This is a genomic window from Chitinophagales bacterium (genome assembly GCA_019638515.1).
Lineage (GTDB): Bacteria > Bacteroidota > Bacteroidia > Chitinophagales > LD1 > UBA7692.
Genome location: JAHBTS010000003.1, coordinates 45346 through 63774, shown reverse-complemented (window position 1 = coordinate 63774; position 18429 = coordinate 45346). Strand labels below are relative to the sequence as shown.

Below are 18429 nucleotides of genomic sequence, written 5' to 3'. Positions count from 1 at the left end.
TTGTGTGGCTATGAATACTATTTAATAGTTCAAACATGCAGTTAAGTAGAAAAGATGAAATATTACATATTAGGATTGTTGGCAGTGCTGTTGGCTGCTTGTAATAAGGAGAAGAGGCTTACTTCCATACATGTATCTGAAATAAAGGAATTATTGAGTGTAAACGAACAACTACAGCCAATTCCATTGCATGGTTTTCGCTTTGTGTTATCTGAGTTTCATGCAAAAAATCCATTAGATACACTTTTTGAAAATACATCTTATTTAGCGTATGAAGATGCCGTTGATGTACTAGAAAAAAAGTTTCAGAGAATAGATACTCAGGTATTGTCTTCAGCGGCAAAGCAATATAAAAAGGCATTAGTAATTGCAGATTTCATTTACGCAAGCAGCAGCTATATTCTTAGTACAGAGTTCGAAGATGTGCAAAGGGTAAATTCATTGGCAATTACACCAGCTAACTATAAAAGTATATACGCATTGGCAAACAGCAATCGGGTAGCACTTTACTGCGGTCAGCGCTCAGCATTGTTTAAAATTATGGTGGATTCTTTGCTTCAAATTCCGGTACGTGTAGAAAGAAAAGAAGGAGGGCATATATTTCCTGTAATTACTATTGGAGGGCGTGAGTATGTAGTAGATCCATTCGATCCATTTGTAGCGGTTTCTTCGTTTGGAACATTGGTAGATATAGCTTCATTAAAAGATTCTGCACATCAAGTAATACACACTAAGCGATATTTTGGTTATAGCCGTTCGCTCATAACCAAAAAAACACTTGCTGAAAATACAAGCAATGGCAAGTATGCTTCATTATTCAAATACTATAAAGAAAAACACGCATCGGTGGCAGATTCTGCATTATACATTGGCAATAACTTTTACGCGGCACAGGCGCTTCCGGCAAATGGGGATTATGTATATGCTGTTCATCAAGTTGGGCGCCCCGAAGAGTTGTTTGATTTAGATATAGATAACCTGCTGTTTACTTATTGCAATATCTTGCAAGGAAAGTTTTTGCACGATAGAGATTAAGAAGCCGTTGTTGATTTTACATAGCTTGCAATGGAATTACATTAGTTTTGTGGAGAGTTATGAAGCATAGCAAACACTTGCTTTCCATTGATCTTGAAGATTGGCACACCAGTGCTTTCTTACGGCATCACCTACCTGCCGGAAAGCCAATAAGCCAGATAGAAAATAGCACCGCAGCCATTTTGAATCTATTTGAAAGAAATGAGGTGCAAGCAACATTTTTTGTATTGGGAAGCGTTGCCAGAGAGCATCCGGCTCTTATTAAGCAAATTGCCGCTGCGGGACACGAAATTGCATCGCACGGATATAGCCATACGCCATTGTGGGAACTTACGCCTGCTGCTTTTAAGACTGAAATTGTAGCTACCAACCATATCTTAGAAGACATAACAGGGAAACAAGTAAAAGGATTTAGAGCGCCCTATTGTTCGCTAGATTACTCCACGGCATGGATGCTGGCGATATTAGAAGAAGAAGGCTTTGAATACGATAGTTCCGTGTTTCCTATGCGCACTACCATGTATGGTGTAAGCAATGCACCTACGGGAATTTACAGAATACATGCCGAGAATATTGGTACACACAATCCCACTGCAAAGTTATTGGAGATTCCATTTACGGTATATAGTGCCGGAGGCATAAAAGTGCCCTGCACAGGCGGTGTATATGGGCGTTTGTTGCCTATGCCTATACTTAAATTCTTGCTAAAGAGTACAGCAACAAAGCGAACTCTAAACTTCTATTTTCATCCATGGGAAACTTACAAGCACACACCGCGTATTGCAGCACCGTTATTTAACCGCTTTATTTCATACTATAATGTTTCGGGATATTTAGATAGGGTAGAAGCGCTGCTAAAACAGTTTTCTTTTACTTCGTTCGAAAAATTTTTTCAAGAAAATAGTGCTCGTTTTTAATGGCTGTTTGTTGCGTAATAGTTTTTAATAGAAGCCACTACTTTAGCTTTAGCTGAGCCACATTTTCTATGTGCATAGTTTGCGGAAACATATCTACGGGCTGAATTTTTTCGATAGTATATTTTTCGCTCAACAATTGTAAGTCTCTTGCTTGTGTGGCGGGATTGCAACTTACATACACCAATTTAGGTACTGCAGCTTGCAATAATGTTTTTACCACATCATCGTGCATGCCGGCTCTGGGTGGATCGGTAATAATTACATCGGGTTTGCCATGTTGCTGCAATAAACTTTCGTTGAGTAAAAGACGTACATCGCCACAGTAGAAGTGCGTGTTCTTTACATTGTTTATGGTGGCATTTTGCTTGGCATCTTCAATGGCAGCATCTATTTGTTCTATCCCCACCACTTGCTTGCAGGCATCGCTTACATAAATTGCAATGCTGCCCACGCCAGTGTATAAATCAAATACATTTTCTTCTCCACCTAGTTCTGCAAATTCTTTGGTTACATCGTACAGTTTCTTTGCCTGAGTAGAATTGGTTTGGAAGAACGACTTGGGAGCTATTCTAAATTTGTAAGTACCCAACATTTCTATTATGTGGGCATTTCCTTTTACAACTACAGGCTCTAAATCATAGATAGTATCGTTTGCCTTTGGATTTATCACATATTGCAGCGAAGTAATTTGCGGAAAAGTAGTTTCCGTAAACTGCATCAACTGTTGTATTTTTTTTTCATCGTTCTCAAAGAAACTGATGAGCACCAATAGTTCACCGGTATTGGTTTTGCGTATAAGTAAGTTGCGCAGTAAGCCTGTTTTCTCTTTTATGTTAAAGAAAGAGTAATTGTGGCGGAGCGCAAATTCTTTAATGCCTAAGCGAATAGGATTACTCGCTTCCATGAGCGAACAGTTATTTATATCGAGTACGCCCGAAAAACTACCCGGAACGTGAAAGCCAACAGCCCTGCGTTCAAACTCTTGTCCACTGGCAATTTCATCGTTGGTAAGCCACTTTCTATTGGTAAATGTAAATTCCAATTTATTGCGATAGTCGAAAGTGTTATTGCAACCTATAATGGGATGTATGCCGGCAGTAGAGATTTTGCCAATACGCTCTAAAGCATCGCATACGGTTTGAGTTTTTATACGCAGTTGCTCCGTATATGGAATATGTTGCAGTTTACAACCGCCACACAGCCCAAAATGGCCGCACTCAGCTTGTTGCCGAATGCTTGCCGGCTGTATAATTTCTACCAAAGCACCTTCGCAAAACGATTTTTTGCTTTTAGTTATTTGTGCGCGCACCGTATCGCCAGGAGCGGTATAAGGCACAAATATTACTTTGCCGTTTTCTAATTTGCCAATGCCAAATCCTTCTGCCGAAATTCCGGTAATAGTTACCGTTGCTATGTTTAATTGCTTCACGCTGCTAAAATGGTATTTTATTTGGCTGCTTTAATAACACTTCTTGTATTTTGTTTATTCTTTAATAAGCCTAATATTGACGAAGAAATTCTTAAAACATGGGAAAGAAGAATCAAATTGGCTTAGATGCCGATAAAGCAAAGAAATTAGCTGAAAAACTTAATCTGCTCTTAGCAAACTACCAATTGTTTTATATAAACGCACGTGGGTTTCACTGGAATATTACGGGCGAAAAATTCTTTGAACTACACTTAAAGTTTGAAGAACTCTATACCGATGCACTCCTTAAAATTGATGAAATTGCTGAGCGTGTACTTACGTTGGGGCACACACCTTATCATTCTTTTTCAGAGTTTTTAAAACACGCTAAAGTTAAAGAAGCTACTAATGTTACCGAAGGTAAGCCGGCAGTAAAGAGTGTCTTAAATGGCTTTGAATTGCTGCTTCAGTTGGAGCGCGAAATTCTAGAACTTTCTGCCGAAGCTAACGATGAGGGCACCAACGCCATGATGAGCGACTACATTCGCGAGCAAGAAAAATTGGTTTGGATGTATTCGGCTTACTTAAAATAGCAGACTAGAAAGTAAGCATTTTGTATTACTACATCTCAATAGTAGCATGACCTCACACCTCCATGTTCAGCTTATTATAGATTATTTATACAAGCGCGGTGTGCAGCATGTGGTAGTGTGTCCGGGTTCGCGATCTGCACCATTTGTAATTGCGCTTAATAGTTATACTTCTATTAAAAAATATGTCATTGCCGATGAGCGATCTGCCGGGTATTTCGCATTGGGAATTGCACAGCAACTGCGAAAACCCGTAGTTGTAATTTGCACATCGGGAACGGCTGTGCTAAACTTAGCACCCGCCATTTGCGAAGCATATTACCAAGTACTGCCCATTATTGCCATTACTGCCGATAGACCCAATGAGTATTTTGATATTGGCGACAACCAAACAATTTTTCAACACGAAATTTTTAGAAACTATATCGAAATGTCGCTTCATTTCGAGCCGGTAAAGGATGTAGATGAGTTGTTGCAGCAATCTGCCTTTATGGATACTTGTTTCGATTATAGAAATAAGTATTCTGCCTATCCTTCGCATTGGAATGTGCATATTCCGGAGCCGCTATACGATATAGCCGGAGAAGAAGTACCATATTATGAATTGAAGGAGGTGGAGACAACGGTAGATTTTTGCCTTTTTTCTACTCCCCAGGAGCCTATTCTGTACGAGTGGGATACGGCTAAACGCATTATGATAATTTCGGGCTACGAGTATTTCACAGCCAAGGAATTACTGCGTTTAAAAGATATTACCAAGCAGCAAAATGTGGTGTTTATTTCTGAACATGCAAGCAATATTCTTGCACATCAAAAAGCAGTATGGAACATAGATGGCATGCTGGCTCAAATTGCGCCCGATCAAGAAAAGTATTTTGCACCGGATTTGGTAATTACGCTTGGCAGGCAAATTCTTTCAAAAAAACTCAAGCAATTTTTGAGAAGAAATAAGCCCCAGAGGCACTATCATATTTCACCTCCCTGCGAAAGTTGGGATCAGTTTTTTTTAGGCGAGAAAAGTATATCGTTCTATGTTTCTTACGAAACATTGCTAAACATGGTGCCGTATTCTTTTCAGGCCGATGCGGTGTTTAAAGAACGGTGGGATAGATTGCGTTCGCGCACCATGCTACTTACCAAGGAGTTTTTAGATAATACACAGTTTAGCGATTTAAAGGCATACGAGGCAATTTTTGCAAACCTGCCTGCCGGCACTCATTTGCAATTAGGCAATTCTACTCCGGTGCGCTACGCCCAGTTTTTTAATTTGCCGCACAATACAAAGGTGAATGCCAATAGAGGAACCAGCGGCATAGACGGCTGCCTGAGTACGGCAGTTGGCGCTGCAGTGGTAACTAAGAAACTAACCGTTGCCATATTGGGCGATGTTAGTTTTTTCTACGATAGCAATGCTCTTTGGAACAATTACCTTTCGCAGCAGTTACGCATTATTGTAATAAATAATGGCGGTGGCAATATCTTTAGATTGTTAGAAGGACCCGATTCTGTAAAAGATTTCGAAGATTATTTTGAAACCCAACACCAACTTTCTGCACAACATTTGGCTGCAATGTTTGGTTTACACTATTACATTTGCCACTCGCAGCAGCAATTGAATGAAACGCTGCCGGAATTTTTTCAACCCAAAAAGAAAGCAGCTATTCTGGAAATTAAAACAAATAACATAGTTAGTGCTGCAATTTACAAGCAGTATTTTTCTTTTTTAAAACAACAAAACAACAATGTATGAGCCGCAATTGGAAAGTAATTAAGGAATACCAAGAAATTAAGTTTGAGTTTTTTGAAGGTATTGCTAAAATAACCATCAATCGTCCGCGCTATTACAATGCTTTTACGCCACTTACCGTAAAAGAAATGATAGATGCCATGAATATATGCCGCGATGATATGAGCATTGAAGTAATTGTGTTTACCGGGGAAGGCGAGAAGGCTTTTTGTAGCGGTGGCGACCAAAATGTACGCGGTCATGGAGGTTATGTGGGTTCCGATTTAGTGCCTCGCCTAAATGTGTTGGATTTACAAAAACAAATACGTTCTATACCTAAAGCAGTTATTGCAATGGTAAACGGTTTTGCCATTGGTGGCGGCCATGTATTGCATGTGGTGTGCGACCTTTCTATTGCCTCTGAGAATGCAGTTTTTGGACAAACAGGACCTAAAGTGGGCAGTTTCGATGGTGGTTTTGGAGCCAGCTATTTGGCACGTGTGGTGGGGCAGAAAAAAGCCCGCGAAATATGGTTTTTATGCGACCAATACAATGCTCAAGATGCATTGCAAATGGGCTTGGTAAACAAAGTGGTGCCGCTCGAAATGTTGGAAGATGTAACCGTAGAATGGTGTAAAAAAATTCAAGAAAAATCTCCGCTTTCTATTCGCATGCTCAAATCTTCTTTCAATGCAGAATTAGATGGACAGGCAGGTGTGCAAGAATTAGCAGGGAATGCAACCTTGCTGTACTATTTAAGTGAAGAAGCCAAAGAAGGAAAAAATGCCTTCATAGAAAAGCGCAAACCGGATTGGAAGAAGTTTCCTAAGTTTCCATAAATAAACTGCAATGACTGCAAAAAGAACTCAGATATTGGATAGCGAAGCCATAGCGCAAAAAGTAAGGCGCATGGCTTACGAAATTGTAGAAGATTGCTATGAGGACAAAGAGCTAGTGTTGGTAGGCATTGAACCAAATGGCTATGAGTTTGCGCGTTTATTAAAGTCGGAGATTGAAAAAATTCAAGGGCAAACGGTAGTGTTGCATTCACTCGCAATAGATAAGGAACAGCCGGATGTGCAGGCCGTAAAAACTTCTTTTGCACAAGGCGAGAAACTTAAAAATAAAACACTCATAGTTGCCGATGATGTTGGCAATACGGGCAGAACCCTGTTTTATGCACTTGCCGTATTTACAGCTATGCAGCCTAAAAAAATAAAAACAGCAGTATTGGTAGAGCGCCAACACAAGCGCTTTCCGGTTGCCTCAGACTTTGTGGGCTTATCGCTTTCTACTACACTGCAAGAAAAAATTGTAGTAGAGTTTAATGGTAAAAAAGGTATAGCGTATTTGGAGTAATTACTTTCCGATACAGAAGCGGCTAAAGATGGAACTGAGCACGTCTTCGTTACTTACCTCTCCCGTGATGCTGCCTAAATGTTCCAATGCTTCGCGCAGGTCGAATGCTACCAATTCTCCGCTTAGTTTATTCATTAAACCATCTTGTGCTTTTTGTAGTGCCCGATTTGCTTTTATGAGTGCTTCGTAATGGCGGATATTGGTAACTACAGCACTGCCGCTTGCCAATGGAGTGTTGCCAACGGCATGTTGGTGTAAACTCTCTTTTAAATCTTCTATATTAAATTTAGTGGCTGCCGCTATAAATTTTATGTTGGGAATATAGGTAAATGGCGCAGTTGCTTTCCAGTTTACTTTATCTATTTTATTGGCAACGGGTATAATGGTGGCATTACTAATTTCTAGGGCTTCTATTTGTTGTAATAGCTCTGCTGCCGTGGTAGTGGCAATTTCAAATAGATAAATTACAATGCTGGCATTACGTGCTTTTTGCAGCGCTTTTTCAACGCCAATACTTTCTATGGTATCGCTTGTTTGGCGAATGCCGGCAGTATCTATAAATCGAAAAGAAATGCCTTTATAGTGCATTACATCTTCTATGGTATCGCGAGTGGTTCCGGCTATATCGCTCACTATGGCGCGCTCTTCGTTTAGTAAAGCATTGAGTAGGGTAGATTTTCCGGCATTGGGTTTTCCGATAATGGCAATGGGAATGCCTTCTTTAATTGCATTTCCTGCTTTGAAGGAGTGAATAAGTTCGGTAATATGTGCAGAAAAATTATCTATAAAGGCAATGAGTTGTTCGCGTTTGGCAAACTCCACATCTTCTTCTCCAAAATCTAATTCTAATTCAATAAGGGCTGTGTAGTCTATTAGTTGCTGGCGCAATATTTGCAGTTCGTTGGCAAAGCCACCGCGCATTTGCTGCAAAGCGACCTTGTGCTGCATATCGTTTTCGCTGGCAATAATATCGGCTACGGCTTCTGCCTGTGCCAAGTTTATTCTGCCATTTATGAACGCTCTTAAACTAAACTCACCGGGTTTGGCTAAGCGGGCACCGGCAGCAATGAGTGCTTCCACAATTTTATTTACCACCAAGGGTGAACCGTGGCAACTTATTTCGGTAGTGTTTTCGCTGGTGAAACTTTTTGGGGCTTTAAAAACGGCTACCATTACTTCATCTATAAGCTCCGTTTTATCTTGGGTAGTAATGAAACCATAGTGTACGGTGTGCGAAGGCGCAAGGGTTAAATCTTTGCCTTTAAAAACAGCGGATGTAATAGTAAGTGCATCTGTTCCCGAAACTCTAATAACTGCCAGTGCACCAATGCCGGCAGCCGTGGCGGGGGCAACAATGGTATCGGAAAAAATCATGCGAGCTTACTTATCTTTCTTTTTAAAATCGCCACGTTTCCATGCTTTAATAAATTCTGCCCATGCCAATGGGTTGAATATATTCTGCGGTGGCAATTGCCCCATATAAGAATAGTTTACGGCCCTTGTTTGTAGTTGTCTTCTAGCGGCTTCGTTGCCGTTTATTTCCAGTTCTTTTGCAGCGGTGGCTAATTTTTCGCGCTCTGTATTTTGGCGTGCCAACTCTTCTAAATCACTTGGTGCTCTAAGGTCTAAGAATGCTTGCCGGAATGCTTCGCGGCTTCCCCAAGGGTAAATAATGGTTGGGCGTAAGTAGTATTCTGTTTTGGTCATTAACTGAATTACCGAATATTTATCTACATCCAAATTTGTTGGAATAATATACACGGCAGGTTTATAGCCCACACTGGTAAAAAAGATAGTATCGCCTAAGTGGGCGGCAAACGAGAAAAAGCCTTCTGCATTGGCGCTCACACCGCGCATTCTGTTTTTTATGGTAACGGTAGTAAAAGGTACGGCTTGCAGGCTATCGGAGGTCATTACCAAACCGCTGAATTGAATAAGTTTTTCTTCTGTCGCATTTTGGCTGAAGGCAGAAAAACTTAACGCCAACCATAAGATGAGAAGCAATTGTTTGTGCATTGGTAAACGAATATAAACGCTCTTTCATTACACTGATTAAGTGCCAACTTCTTTTAACACTGGCAATAAGCTACTTACTTTACTAGATGTTTTTCCGTATTGGCACATTTAACACATAAAGGTAATGGTTTGAAAATGCTACTTTAATACCTAAAGCCTAAACCACGTTTTTTGGTTGCTACTTCATTTAGTTCCTTGAGGTCGTTTTCGGTGAGTGTGGTAAGTGCTTCTTTGGTGCGATATTCTTTAGAGAGTGCTGCTAAACGCAGGTGTTGGTTTTGGATGGCTCGCTCTACGAGTTTGCGTACTTCGCGGGCATTTCCAAAATGTTTTTCGCGGTTGTGGAATAAACTGCTGAGGTATTGTTTTAAATAAGTTTGCGAACTTTCTTGAAGTTGTAAGTTTTCTTTTTTGAATAAGGAAAGTGCTATTTCAAACAGTTCGTTTACTTCGTAATCGTTGAAGGTGTAAGTTTTGTCGAAGCGGGATTTAAGTCCGGGATTGGAGTGAATAAAGCGCTCCATTGGTTCTGTGTATCCGGCAACAATTACGGCAAATTCTCCGCGCATGTCTTCCATGCGTTTGAGTAGCGTTTCTATGGCTTCGCGTCCGTAATCATTCGCTTCTCCAAGAGAATAGGCTTCATCAATAAACAGTACGCCTCCTTTGGCTTCTTTAATTATTTCATCGGTTTTTAAGGCTGTTTGCCCTAAGTAGCCGGCTACTAAGCCTTGTCTATCTACTTCTACGGTGTGGCCTCTTTCGAGCAGGCCGAGTGCTTTGTAAATTTTTGCTACTATTCTGGCTACGGTAGTTTTTCCGGTGCCGGGGTTGCCAATAAATACGCTGTGTAGCGAAAATCTGTTTAGTACATCTTTGCCTTCTTCTTCGTAGAAGCGCACAAGTTTTACGAGTTCGTTTATTTCTTCTTTAATGTTTTTAATGCCTATGAGTTCGTTTAGTTCTTTCATGGCATCGCGCAAGAGTTTTTCGTTTACTTTAATGTTGGCTTTTTTCTTGCGTTTGGTATCGAATACTTTTTTGATGTCGGCAATTTCTATGAGCGAAAGTTGCTCTTGCGAAAGTTCGCGTACATCGCTGCGTTGCATTAAGCGTAGGCCTAAATTCATTTTTGCCTCTTCTATTACAGCATGTGCAAAACGTGCATTGCCAAAGGTTTTATCGCGGTTGCGGAATGCTTCGGTAAGTGCATCGAATAAGAATTTTTGTGAATCTTCGGTAATAGAAACAGAACGCTGCTGCGCTGCAAGCAAGGCTATTTGCAATAGTTCTTCGGGAATGTAATCATCGAAATGAAAGAAGTAATTGAAGCGCGATTTTAAACCCGGATTGGAGTCTAGGAAGTTTTCCATTTCGCGCGGATAACCTGCAACCATAATGGCAATATCTTGGTTGCCATCGCTCATTTCTTTTACCAATACTTCTATGGCTTCTCTGCCAAAATCTTTGGCATCATCGGCTTCGCGGGCAAGCGAATAAGCCTCGTCTATAAATAGAATGCCGCCTTTGGCTTCTTCTATTACTGCTTTTACTTTGGGAGCTGTTTGCCCAATGTATTCGCCAATTAGTTGGCTTCTACCCACTTCTTTTACATGGCCTTTGCTGAGCAATCCCATGCTGCGGTAAATTTGCCCAAGCATTTTTACTACGGTAGTTTTTCCGGTACCCGGATTGCCTGTAAATACGCTGTGAAGCGAAATGTTTTCTACCTCGCTGAATCCTTTTTCTTGCCTTAAGTTTAGGAAGTTGAGGTATTTAACGTGGTTCTTAATTTCTTCTTTTAGTTCATCTAGGCCTACGAGTTCATCTAATTTTCCTATTTGGCTTTCGAGCGAGGTAGATGGCTCTAAAGGCTCGGAAGATGCGGGAGAAATATAGGCTTGTGGCAGGCTGTTGATGAGGATATCGCCTTCTTCATCTTCGTATCCGGTTTCGAGAGGTACTACGGCAATTACCGTATCCATAAATATTATTTCTATGCGGTATTGTGCGTCTTTCCAAGTTCCGGGAACATCATTTCCCCAGCCTTCGTTGAAGGTAAATATTTCGCCTTCCTTGCCTGCTTCTATTTTGCGGTGGCGCTCAATGTGCGCTTTTAGCATACCGGAGGCATTGTACCAATTGAAGAATACTTCGCAGTTCCAATCGGTATTTAGTTTGTTTTTAATTTTTAGCTCTGTGTAAAGGTATCTGGTGCCGTTGCGACTAATTTTTTTTAGGTAGCGTTTTTCGGTTTCGTTTACGGCATTGTAATCGCCTGTGTAGAACCGAATAGATTCTAATTGAAAAAATGGGTTGCCAATAGTGGTAACTTTTCCGGCATCTTCTATATAAAACTTGCGTGAACCAATGAGTTCGCCATCTATGTATGCTTCCCAGCTGTATTCCCCATGTGTCCAAAAAAGGCCGTAGTTGGTATTGCCCCAACCTTTATGGATGCTTACTATATTTTCATCTATGCGTACCCTCTTTTTTTCTTCTTGGTTGCAGAGTTCTTTCTTTTCTCCGGCAAGGTGCAAGAATGCTTTCATGGTAACAACGCATTCCCATTCGCGCTCATCAAATAGTTTATTGTAAAAGGAAAGTTCGCCACTTATGTAAGAGGTTTCCATACGGTCGAAAACGGTACGGTATTCGCGTGTGCGGTTTGCTAACCATTCATCGGAGGCGAAAACTTTTAGGGATTTGAATTTGTAGTTTTTCATCTTGTGCAGTAATGGTGAAAATAACACTTGTGCTATGGAATGTCAAGTACGGTAGCGTAGAAACTTTCACAATTTATAGCAAGTATAAAAGCTGTATTAGTCTTTATTCGCGTCTATAAAGCAAAACAAGTGGTAGTAGGTTCGGCCCATTTTTATTTTATACGCAGCAGTGTATTGCTGCATTGCCTTTGGCTTACGTTGCAATCGGTAAATATCAGGCTTTGGCTGCTTACCATTTTCTTTTTGGTGCTTTGGCTTATTAATTTATTACTGCATCTATTCTTTAGGGCAATAGATGAGGTTTTTTATGGCAACTATAGGAAGGTTACCATTAAGGAGCCTGTTTTTATCATTGCAAATCCTCGCAGCGGAACCACGCTTTTACATCGGTTGATAGCCTCTGATGGCAACCGTTTTGCATATATGAAATTCGCTCACACATTGTTTTGTTCGGTATCGTTTATACGATTATATAATACAATTAGCAGCATAGATACAGCAATTGGGAATCCAGTTAAAAAGTTGCTGCATGTGGTAGAAAGGCGTTTGTTTAAAGGTTGGGATGGAGTGCATAATATGGGTTTCAGGCAGGCAGAAGAGGATGAAGCATTGTTTGCACAAATGATGCAGAGCAGTGGTATTTTTGTGTTGTTTCCCTTTCTTCATAGAATAAAAAACACGCATTGTTTGGATAAAGAGCAGGTGGCTGTGCGCAAAAAGGCTATGGACTTTTATGAAAGCAGTTTGAAGCGCTTTATGTATGCCACGGGTTCCAACAAAATATACTTGGCAAAGAATGTAAATAGCAGTGGCAGAATACAAAGTTTGCTGGAGCGTTTTCCCGATGCGCGGCTTATTTTTATTGCCCGCAATCCGATAGATGCCGTACCTTCTACTGCCAGCATGTTTTCGGTAATGTATCCGCTTCACTCTCCGAGGTTAAAGCAAACCGATGCCACATACCGCGAATGGTGTGAGTTGAGTATGGAGTTTTATATGCATTACACACAGGTGCGCCAGCAGTTTGCTTCGAAGAGAATAGTAGCGCTTAGATACAGCGATTTGCTTGCACATCCTGTTGAAGAGGTAGAGAAAATCTATAGCCATTTTGGCTGGACTTTCTCAGATGAATTACGGGCGAAATTGCATACAGAAACTAATAAAAGGCGATCCTATAAATCGGCACACAGTTATTCTTTGGCGCAGTATGGCTATACAGAAGTTGAAGTGAGAGAACGATTAGCGCCTGTGATTAGCGAATTTGGTTTTTAACTGTTGCCAACTCCTTTTTTGGGAAATAATTCTATCGTTTCCTATTTCATTAAGAAAGATATTTTTGCCGCCAAAATTTTACAGAATGCTTACTATAGACAGTATAAACTTTAATGGCAAACGCGCTTTAATAAGAGTAGATTTTAATGTGCCACTCGATAAAAAAACTTTTGCCGTAACCGATGCCACACGCATAAAAGCTGCTTTGCCAACTATAAAAAAAGTGCTTGCCGATGGCGGTTCTGTAGTGCTTATGAGCCACTTAGGCAGGCCATTAAAAAAGTTGAAAGAAGATGGTACGGTAGATTATTATAAGCATTCGCTGAAACACGCTTTAGGAACATTGGCGGAATTATTAAACCAAGAGGTGAAGTTTGCAGAAGATTGCGCAAGCGAAGCTGCATTTGCACAATCGGCATCGCTACAAGCTGGTGAAGTGTTGTTGTTAGAAAACTTGCGCTTTTACAAGGAAGAAGAAAAGGGAGATGTTGCATTTGCAGAAAAACTTGCCAAGCATGGCGATGTATATGTAAACGATGCCTTTGGAAGTGCGCACCGTGCTCATGCTTCTACCACTATTGTAGCTAATTATTTTAGTAGAGAAAACAAGGTGTTTGGCTACCTTATGGCAAGCGAGGTTGCCAATGCAGAGCGCGTAGTGAAGAATGCCGAGAAGCCTTTCACCGCTATTCTTGGAGGTGCTAAGGTGAGCGACAAAATATTGATAATAGAGAACCTCTTAAACATTGCCGATAATATTCTAATTGGTGGTGGTATGGCTTATACTTTCTTTAAAGCATTGGGAGGTAATATAGGCAGTTCGCTGTGCGAAGAAGATAGATTGGAGCACGCCCAAAAATTATTGGATATGGCTGCTGCAAAAGGGGTGAAAATTTTATTGCCCATAGATTCTATAGTTGCCGATAAGTTTGCTGCCGATGCACAAACCAATACCGAAAACAGCAATGCCATTAGCAATGGTTGGATGGGTTTAGATATTAGCGAAAAGGCAGTTGCTGCATTTAGCGAAGTGATATTGAATTCAAAAACTATTTTGTGGAATGGCCCAATGGGGGTTTTTGAAATGGAGGCTTTCCAAAAAGGAACAGTTGCTATTGCCCAGGCAGTTGCTGCCGCCACGGCTAAAGGTGCATTTAGTTTAGTTGGCGGAGGCGATAGTGTTGCTGCCGTAAACCAGTTCGGTTTAGCCGATAAAGTAAGTTATGTTTCTACCGGAGGCGGTGCCCTGCTGGAGTATTTTGAAGGTAAAGAATTGCCAGGCGTAAAAGCTCTACTGTAATAGAAATTGTAAGTAACTATAAGCTACTCAATTTGCTGCGCAACAAGGCAGCACAATCATCTACATCTAAGGGATTGGCGGCTGCACCTGCTCCCATTTCGCTGCCGGCATACCATTTAATTTTATCTTTTGCTCGCAGGGGTGGATAAAACTCTATGTGGAAAGCATAATAGTTGCTGCAATCTTTAAACTTAGGTGTGTTTACAGGGCTTTGGTGAATGCACATCATGTACGGAAATTTTTTGTCGTACACTTTATCGAAAGCGGCAACCAATTGCTTTAAAAGTATGGCAAGGTCTTTCTTTTCGGTAAGTGTAAATTCAGTAAAGTTTTGCTTTAAGTTCTTACTTACAATAAACACGCCAAACGGGTAATCGGTAAAGTAAGGGATGTAGCATAAAAACGATTTGTTTTCTGCAACAACTCTCTTTTTATATTTCTTTTCTGCAGCATTCATGTCGGCAAAAAGATTAGTGCCTTTTTGCTTAAAATATTTTTTACAGTTAATGAGTTCATCTTCAATTTTTTTTGGAAGCCAACTGTAAGCATATAGCTGCCCATGTGGATGCTGAATGGTTACACCCACTTCTTCGCCCCTGTTTTCAAATTCAAAAATGTATTTGATTTTTTTATCGGAGCTGAGCGTTTTAAATCGCTCCGTCCAAAGCTCAATAAGTTTAAGAACATGCTCATCGCTTAGGTGGTACAGTTCTTTTTCTGGGTTGTCGGTATAGAGAAGTACTTCACATTTTCCATAGGCTTCTTTGTGTAAAAAGAAGGCATCTTTTTCTATTGAAACTTTATGAGGTAATGTACTTAGCACGGGAAAATCGTTGTCGTATGCCAGCACATTGTAAGCAGCGGGCAACTTGCCTTGTCCGGGAGCAAAAGGATTGTAGTCTTTTGGCAGGTGCGGGCGGTTTTGTCGGTTGGTGGCAACCATTGTCCAAGTATTGGTGAGCGGATTCCAACGAAGTTCAGGCATGTGCGTGTTTTGCCCACAAACTTATGCTGCAAAAATTGGCGGCAAAAAAAATCGAATCTTTTTTAAGAATAAATCTGCGATTATTGGACTTTTGTAGTGAATCAATACAAAGGTACGAAGAATGGAAAAGGAAGGAATGATGAAGCTGGCTGTGGATTTAAGCAGGCATGGAATGCTACATAAAAAGGGTGGTCCTTTTGGCGCTGTAATTGTGAAATATGGAAAAATTGTGGGCGAAGGCTATAATGAAGTAACTTCTACCAACGACCCTACTGCTCATGCAGAAGTGGTTGCAATTCGCAATGCTTGCAAAACTTTAAATACTTTTTCGCTCGAAGATTGCGAAATATATTGCAGTTGCGAACCTTGCCCTATGTGCCTGAGTGCTATCTACTGGGCGCGTATTGGCAAAGTATATTATGCCAACACCAAAAGCGATGCTGCCGCAATTGGATTTAGCGATGCTTTTATTTATCAAGAATTTGAAAAGCAGCCCGATGAGCGAACTGTTTTAGCAGAAAAAATAAATATGGCCGAAGCGCACAAAGTGTTTGAAGAATGGGTGCAATTAGAGGGTAAGCAACCATATTGAGCACCTATGAAAACTTGTATTGCAGTTTAAATAAATTTCTTTTACTCTATCTATTTTTATGAAGCCGGATATTTCTATTGTAGTTCCCGTTTACAACGAAGAGAGCAATTTGCCATACCTTTTTGAGCGATTAAGCCAAATGTTTTCGCAAACAGATATTGCTTTCGAAGTGGTAATGGTAAACGATGGAAGCAGCGACAACTCATTGAAGTTAATGCGGGAATTTGCAGCGAAAGATAGCCGCTTTAAGTATGTTTCGTTTAGTAGAAATTTTGGACATCAACCGGCATTTTTTGCCGGCATGGAGCACACCTTAGGAGCGCATATTGCTTTTATTGATGCCGACTTGCAAGACCCTCCGGAGTTGTTGTTAGAGATGTTTAGCCGCTTGCAGCAAGGATACGATGTGGTGTATGCCGTTCGTAGAAATAGGCAAGGAGTGAGTGTATTTAAGAAGATTGCATATAGCACATTTTACCGCTTGCTAGATAAAATTTCTAATACAAAGATTCCATTAGATACCGGAGATTTTAGGATTATGAAGCGTAAAGTTGCAGAGCAAATTGCTGCTATGCCTGAACGCGAAAAATTCTTGCGCGGACAAATTGCATGGGTTGGGTTCAGGCAGTTCCCATTTCCATACGATCGCCCCGAAAGGCATTCCGGTACTCCGGCTTATTCATTTTCTAAGCTGCTTAAGTTGGCTTTAGACGGCATTACTTCTTTTTCGGATTTCCCTCTAAAGCTGGCTACATACTTGGGTTTTGGTACTACGTTGTTTTCACTTTTACTGATGGTATATACCCTTGTTTCTAAATTTATTTTAAACAATGGAACACCTCAGGGCTGGGCTTCTTTAATGATGACCATCTTGTTTATGGGAGGTATTCAGTTAATTTGCCTTGGTATTATTGGTGAGTATTTAATACGGATTGGCAACAATGTGAAGCAGCGTCCTATATACATTGTGGACGAAACCAATACTACAAAACAGTTGGGCTAAAGTTGGGCAAACTCGAAGCCTTCCAGCGAAAATTGCTTCTTAAAACCATTAGGGAATAGGTCTGCATTTTTACTTTTTGCATCGGGAAAGAATACTACCCAAGTTAAACCATGTGTTCTCATCATGGCTATACTTTCGTGTTTGTTTACTCTAAAAAAATTCATTTCTGTCCAGCCTTTTCGTTGTAGTGTGTATAAACTTATGCAAGAAGAAGGGTCGCCCAAAACCAAAATTTTATCGTTGGGGTGCAATCCATGATTGGCTAAATGTGGTGTACATTTTACAAGCTTTGTAGTCCATCTGTCTTCCCATTGTGTTTCAAAACGAGCTTTGAGTTTTTCTTTGGTATAAACAATTTCGGAAACAGTGTAGGGTATAAATATGAGCGGTAGCAACAAGCGCCAAAGTGTGTTTTTTTGCAGATAGTAAAACAATACTGTATACGCAATTACAGGCGTTGTAAACAAGGCAATGGCATAATAATCGTGGATGTAATATTGCCCCGCAAACAGTAGCATAATCAGTATTTGGAGTGCTACAAAAAGCAATAAAACCCAGCCTAATCTCCGATTGTTTTTAAATGCTATAAGTATTGAAAGTGGAATTATTGCCAATAAAACTTTGCTGGTTGCTACCGAAAAATGTTCGCCATACCAGCGGTTTGCAAGTGCTCCAAAGAAGTGGTAAGTATCCTCTTTATCTAATTCCCAAATAGGGAAAGGAACAGTTCTGAAATATGCAGAACCAAAGCGCGTGTTGTAGTATTTTACAAAAAGTATCCAAAGGGCGCTAACTATAAGCGGTATGGTAAGTAATGCCGTGTGCAGTACCGATGCCGTTAATTTTTTTGTGAAGGTAATTCGCCCTAAAAGCGTTTCAAAAAAGATAGCGGAAAGCAGTACCAAATACGGAACTAAAGAAGTTGGTTTAAGCAAGCCTGCAAGCGAAAAAAACACTATGCATAATGCGAGCCAAACGGCTTTTTTTGTTTTATAATAAAAGTAAAAACAACTGAGTGCGGTAAGCATTACTGCCACAGCAGGCACATCGGGCAAAAAGTTATTGCTGTAAAAACTGAATACTGTTGAAAGAAAAGGCAAAAATGAAATATAAAAACTCAGCACTAAGGAGTGAGTTATAGTGTATGCCGTGGCATTTACGGCAAATAGTGCTATAATGGAGCATAAGAAGTAAAGCCAACGGATATTAGCGGCATCAAAAGAGTTGCCCGACAATTTTGCAGCTAGCCAATACACAATTGGAAACTCAGAAACTGCTTCGCCATTAGATAATTCCATGTTGTATATCTGCGGGTGCAGCAGTGCATTTTGATAAGTAAAATAATGCAATCCAAAAGCAGCGCCATCGCATTGCCGCCAGGTATGCACCGAGTGGGGCGCTTGCGAAAATTCATGGTTTAAACCCCAAAAGAAGAGTAATACATATACTTGAATTGATGTAAGTAGGAGCGAAAAGAGGAGTGTTGATTTCAAAACCTAT

General features: G+C 40.5%; 16 protein-coding genes. 10 read left to right on the top strand and 6 right to left on the bottom strand.

Annotation, left to right across the window (positions count from 1 at the left end; all coding sequences use genetic code 11):
- Positions 1 to 54: 54 nt before the first annotated feature.
- Both KF872_06940 and KF872_06935 read left to right on the top strand, forming a co-directional pair.
- Positions 55 to 1035, top strand: coding sequence for a hypothetical protein (locus KF872_06940; GenBank protein MBX2903277.1), 981 nt, complete (start codon positions 55 to 57; stop codon positions 1033 to 1035).
- Positions 1036 to 1094: 59 nt separating this feature from the next.
- Positions 1095 to 1952: a polysaccharide deacetylase family protein gene (locus KF872_06935; GenBank protein ID MBX2903276.1), complete on the top strand. Its 858-nt coding sequence runs from the start codon at positions 1095 to 1097 to the stop codon at positions 1950 to 1952.
- A 37-nt stretch (positions 1953 to 1989) separates the two neighbouring features.
- Here KF872_06935 and rlmD read toward each other — a convergent pair whose 3' ends face one another.
- Positions 1990 to 3381 carry a 23S rRNA (uracil(1939)-C(5))-methyltransferase RlmD gene (gene rlmD, locus KF872_06930; protein ID MBX2903275.1) on the bottom strand — a complete coding sequence of 464 codons (1392 nt, stop codon included), beginning with the start codon at positions 3379 to 3381 and terminating at the stop codon, positions 1990 to 1992.
- A 98-nt stretch (positions 3382 to 3479) separates the two neighbouring features.
- On the opposite strand from rlmD, the gene KF872_06925 reads away from it, so the two are divergent.
- From KF872_06925 to KF872_06910, 4 genes are read left to right on the top strand one after another with little or no spacing between them, the layout of a single operon-like run.
- Positions 3480 to 3953: a DNA starvation/stationary phase protection protein gene (locus tag KF872_06925; protein ID MBX2903274.1), complete on the top strand. Its 474-nt coding sequence runs from the start codon at positions 3480 to 3482 to the stop codon at positions 3951 to 3953.
- A gap of 46 nt (positions 3954 to 3999) precedes the next feature.
- Positions 4000 to 5700, top strand: coding sequence for a 2-succinyl-5-enolpyruvyl-6-hydroxy-3-cyclohexene-1-carboxylic-acid synthase (gene menD, locus KF872_06920; GenBank protein ID MBX2903273.1), 1701 nt, complete (start codon positions 4000 to 4002; stop codon positions 5698 to 5700).
- A complete protein-coding gene (gene menB, locus KF872_06915; protein ID MBX2903272.1) occupies positions 5697 to 6515 on the top strand; it encodes a 1,4-dihydroxy-2-naphthoyl-CoA synthase in 819 nt (272 codons plus the stop codon). The genes menD and menB overlap by 4 nt, the downstream gene beginning before the upstream one ends.
- 10 nt (positions 6516 to 6525) lie before the next feature.
- Complete coding sequence (locus KF872_06910; protein ID MBX2903271.1) at positions 6526 to 7035, top strand: phosphoribosyltransferase; 510 nt, start codon at positions 6526 to 6528, stop codon at positions 7033 to 7035.
- On the opposite strand, the gene mnmE is transcribed toward KF872_06910, so the two are convergent.
- The 3 genes from mnmE to KF872_06895 form a co-directional block, all read right to left on the bottom strand.
- Positions 7036 to 8409: a tRNA uridine-5-carboxymethylaminomethyl(34) synthesis GTPase MnmE gene (gene mnmE, locus KF872_06905; protein MBX2903270.1), complete on the bottom strand. Its 1374-nt coding sequence runs from the start codon at positions 8407 to 8409 to the stop codon at positions 7036 to 7038.
- Between the two features lie 6 nt (positions 8410 to 8415).
- Positions 8416 to 9051 (bottom strand): carboxypeptidase-like regulatory domain-containing protein, encoded by a 636-nt coding sequence (locus tag KF872_06900; GenBank protein MBX2903269.1) that lies wholly within the window; start codon positions 9049 to 9051, stop codon positions 8416 to 8418.
- 143 nt (positions 9052 to 9194) lie between these two features.
- Positions 9195 to 11777: an AAA family ATPase gene (locus KF872_06895; GenBank protein ID MBX2903268.1), complete on the bottom strand. Its 2583-nt coding sequence runs from the start codon at positions 11775 to 11777 to the stop codon at positions 9195 to 9197.
- A gap of 129 nt (positions 11778 to 11906) precedes the next feature.
- Here KF872_06895 and KF872_06890 point away from each other — a divergent pair, with 129 nt between their 5' ends.
- Together KF872_06890 and KF872_06885 are read left to right on the top strand one after the other, a co-directional pair.
- The gene (locus KF872_06890) at positions 11907 to 13049 is read left to right on the top strand and encodes a sulfotransferase (protein MBX2903267.1); all 1143 of its coding nucleotides are present in this window, start codon (positions 11907 to 11909) and stop codon (positions 13047 to 13049) included.
- An 85-nt stretch (positions 13050 to 13134) separates the two neighbouring features.
- Entirely contained in the window at positions 13135 to 14349 is a 1215-nt protein-coding gene (locus KF872_06885) for a phosphoglycerate kinase (protein MBX2903266.1), read from the top strand.
- Between the two features lie 16 nt (positions 14350 to 14365).
- On the opposite strand, the gene galT is transcribed toward KF872_06885, so the two are convergent.
- Positions 14366 to 15334 carry a galactose-1-phosphate uridylyltransferase gene (galT, locus tag KF872_06880; GenBank protein ID MBX2903265.1) on the bottom strand — a complete coding sequence of 323 codons (969 nt, stop codon included), beginning with the start codon at positions 15332 to 15334 and terminating at the stop codon, positions 14366 to 14368.
- Positions 15335 to 15455: 121 nt separating this feature from the next.
- Between galT and KF872_06875 the strand changes: the two genes are divergently transcribed.
- Positions 15456 to 15926 (top strand): nucleoside deaminase, encoded by a 471-nt coding sequence (locus tag KF872_06875; protein MBX2903264.1) that lies wholly within the window; start codon positions 15456 to 15458, stop codon positions 15924 to 15926.
- A gap of 58 nt (positions 15927 to 15984) precedes the next feature.
- On the top strand, positions 15985 to 16929 hold the full coding sequence (locus KF872_06870; GenBank protein MBX2903263.1) for a glycosyltransferase family 2 protein: 945 nt from the start codon (positions 15985 to 15987) through the stop codon (positions 16927 to 16929).
- Here KF872_06870 and KF872_06865 read toward each other — a convergent pair.
- Positions 16926 to 18422: a glycosyltransferase family 39 protein gene (locus KF872_06865; protein MBX2903262.1), complete on the bottom strand. Its 1497-nt coding sequence runs from the start codon at positions 18420 to 18422 to the stop codon at positions 16926 to 16928. The two genes, KF872_06870 and KF872_06865, sit on opposite strands and share 4 nt — an antisense overlap.
- Positions 18423 to 18429 lie beyond the last annotated feature (7 nt).

What these genes read in the sequence shown, in the direction of transcription:
- menD (MBX2903273.1), top strand. Translation starts at nt 4,000, where the DNA reads ATGACCTCACACCTCCATGTTCAGCTTATTATAGATTATTTATACAAG.
- KF872_06895 (MBX2903268.1), bottom strand. Translation starts at nt 11,777, where the DNA reads ATGAAAAACTACAAATTCAAATCCCTAAAAGTTTTCGCCTCCGATGAA.
- KF872_06935 (MBX2903276.1), top strand. Translation starts at nt 1,095, where the DNA reads ATGAAGCATAGCAAACACTTGCTTTCCATTGATCTTGAAGATTGGCAC.
- KF872_06870 (MBX2903263.1), top strand. Translation starts at nt 15,985, where the DNA reads ATGAAGCCGGATATTTCTATTGTAGTTCCCGTTTACAACGAAGAGAGC.
- KF872_06925 (MBX2903274.1), top strand. Translation starts at nt 3,480, where the DNA reads ATGGGAAAGAAGAATCAAATTGGCTTAGATGCCGATAAAGCAAAGAAA.
- KF872_06910 (MBX2903271.1), top strand. Translation starts at nt 6,526, where the DNA reads ATGACTGCAAAAAGAACTCAGATATTGGATAGCGAAGCCATAGCGCAA.
- menB (MBX2903272.1), top strand. Translation starts at nt 5,697, where the DNA reads ATGAGCCGCAATTGGAAAGTAATTAAGGAATACCAAGAAATTAAGTTT.
- galT (MBX2903265.1), bottom strand. Translation starts at nt 15,334, where the DNA reads ATGCCTGAACTTCGTTGGAATCCGCTCACCAATACTTGGACAATGGTT.
- KF872_06885 (MBX2903266.1), top strand. Translation starts at nt 13,135, where the DNA reads ATGCTTACTATAGACAGTATAAACTTTAATGGCAAACGCGCTTTAATA.
- KF872_06875 (MBX2903264.1), top strand. Translation starts at nt 15,456, where the DNA reads ATGGAAAAGGAAGGAATGATGAAGCTGGCTGTGGATTTAAGCAGGCAT.
- mnmE (MBX2903270.1), bottom strand. Translation starts at nt 8,409, where the DNA reads ATGATTTTTTCCGATACCATTGTTGCCCCCGCCACGGCTGCCGGCATT.
- KF872_06900 (MBX2903269.1), bottom strand. Translation starts at nt 9,051, where the DNA reads ATGCACAAACAATTGCTTCTCATCTTATGGTTGGCGTTAAGTTTTTCT.
- KF872_06940 (MBX2903277.1), top strand. Translation starts at nt 55, where the DNA reads ATGAAATATTACATATTAGGATTGTTGGCAGTGCTGTTGGCTGCTTGT.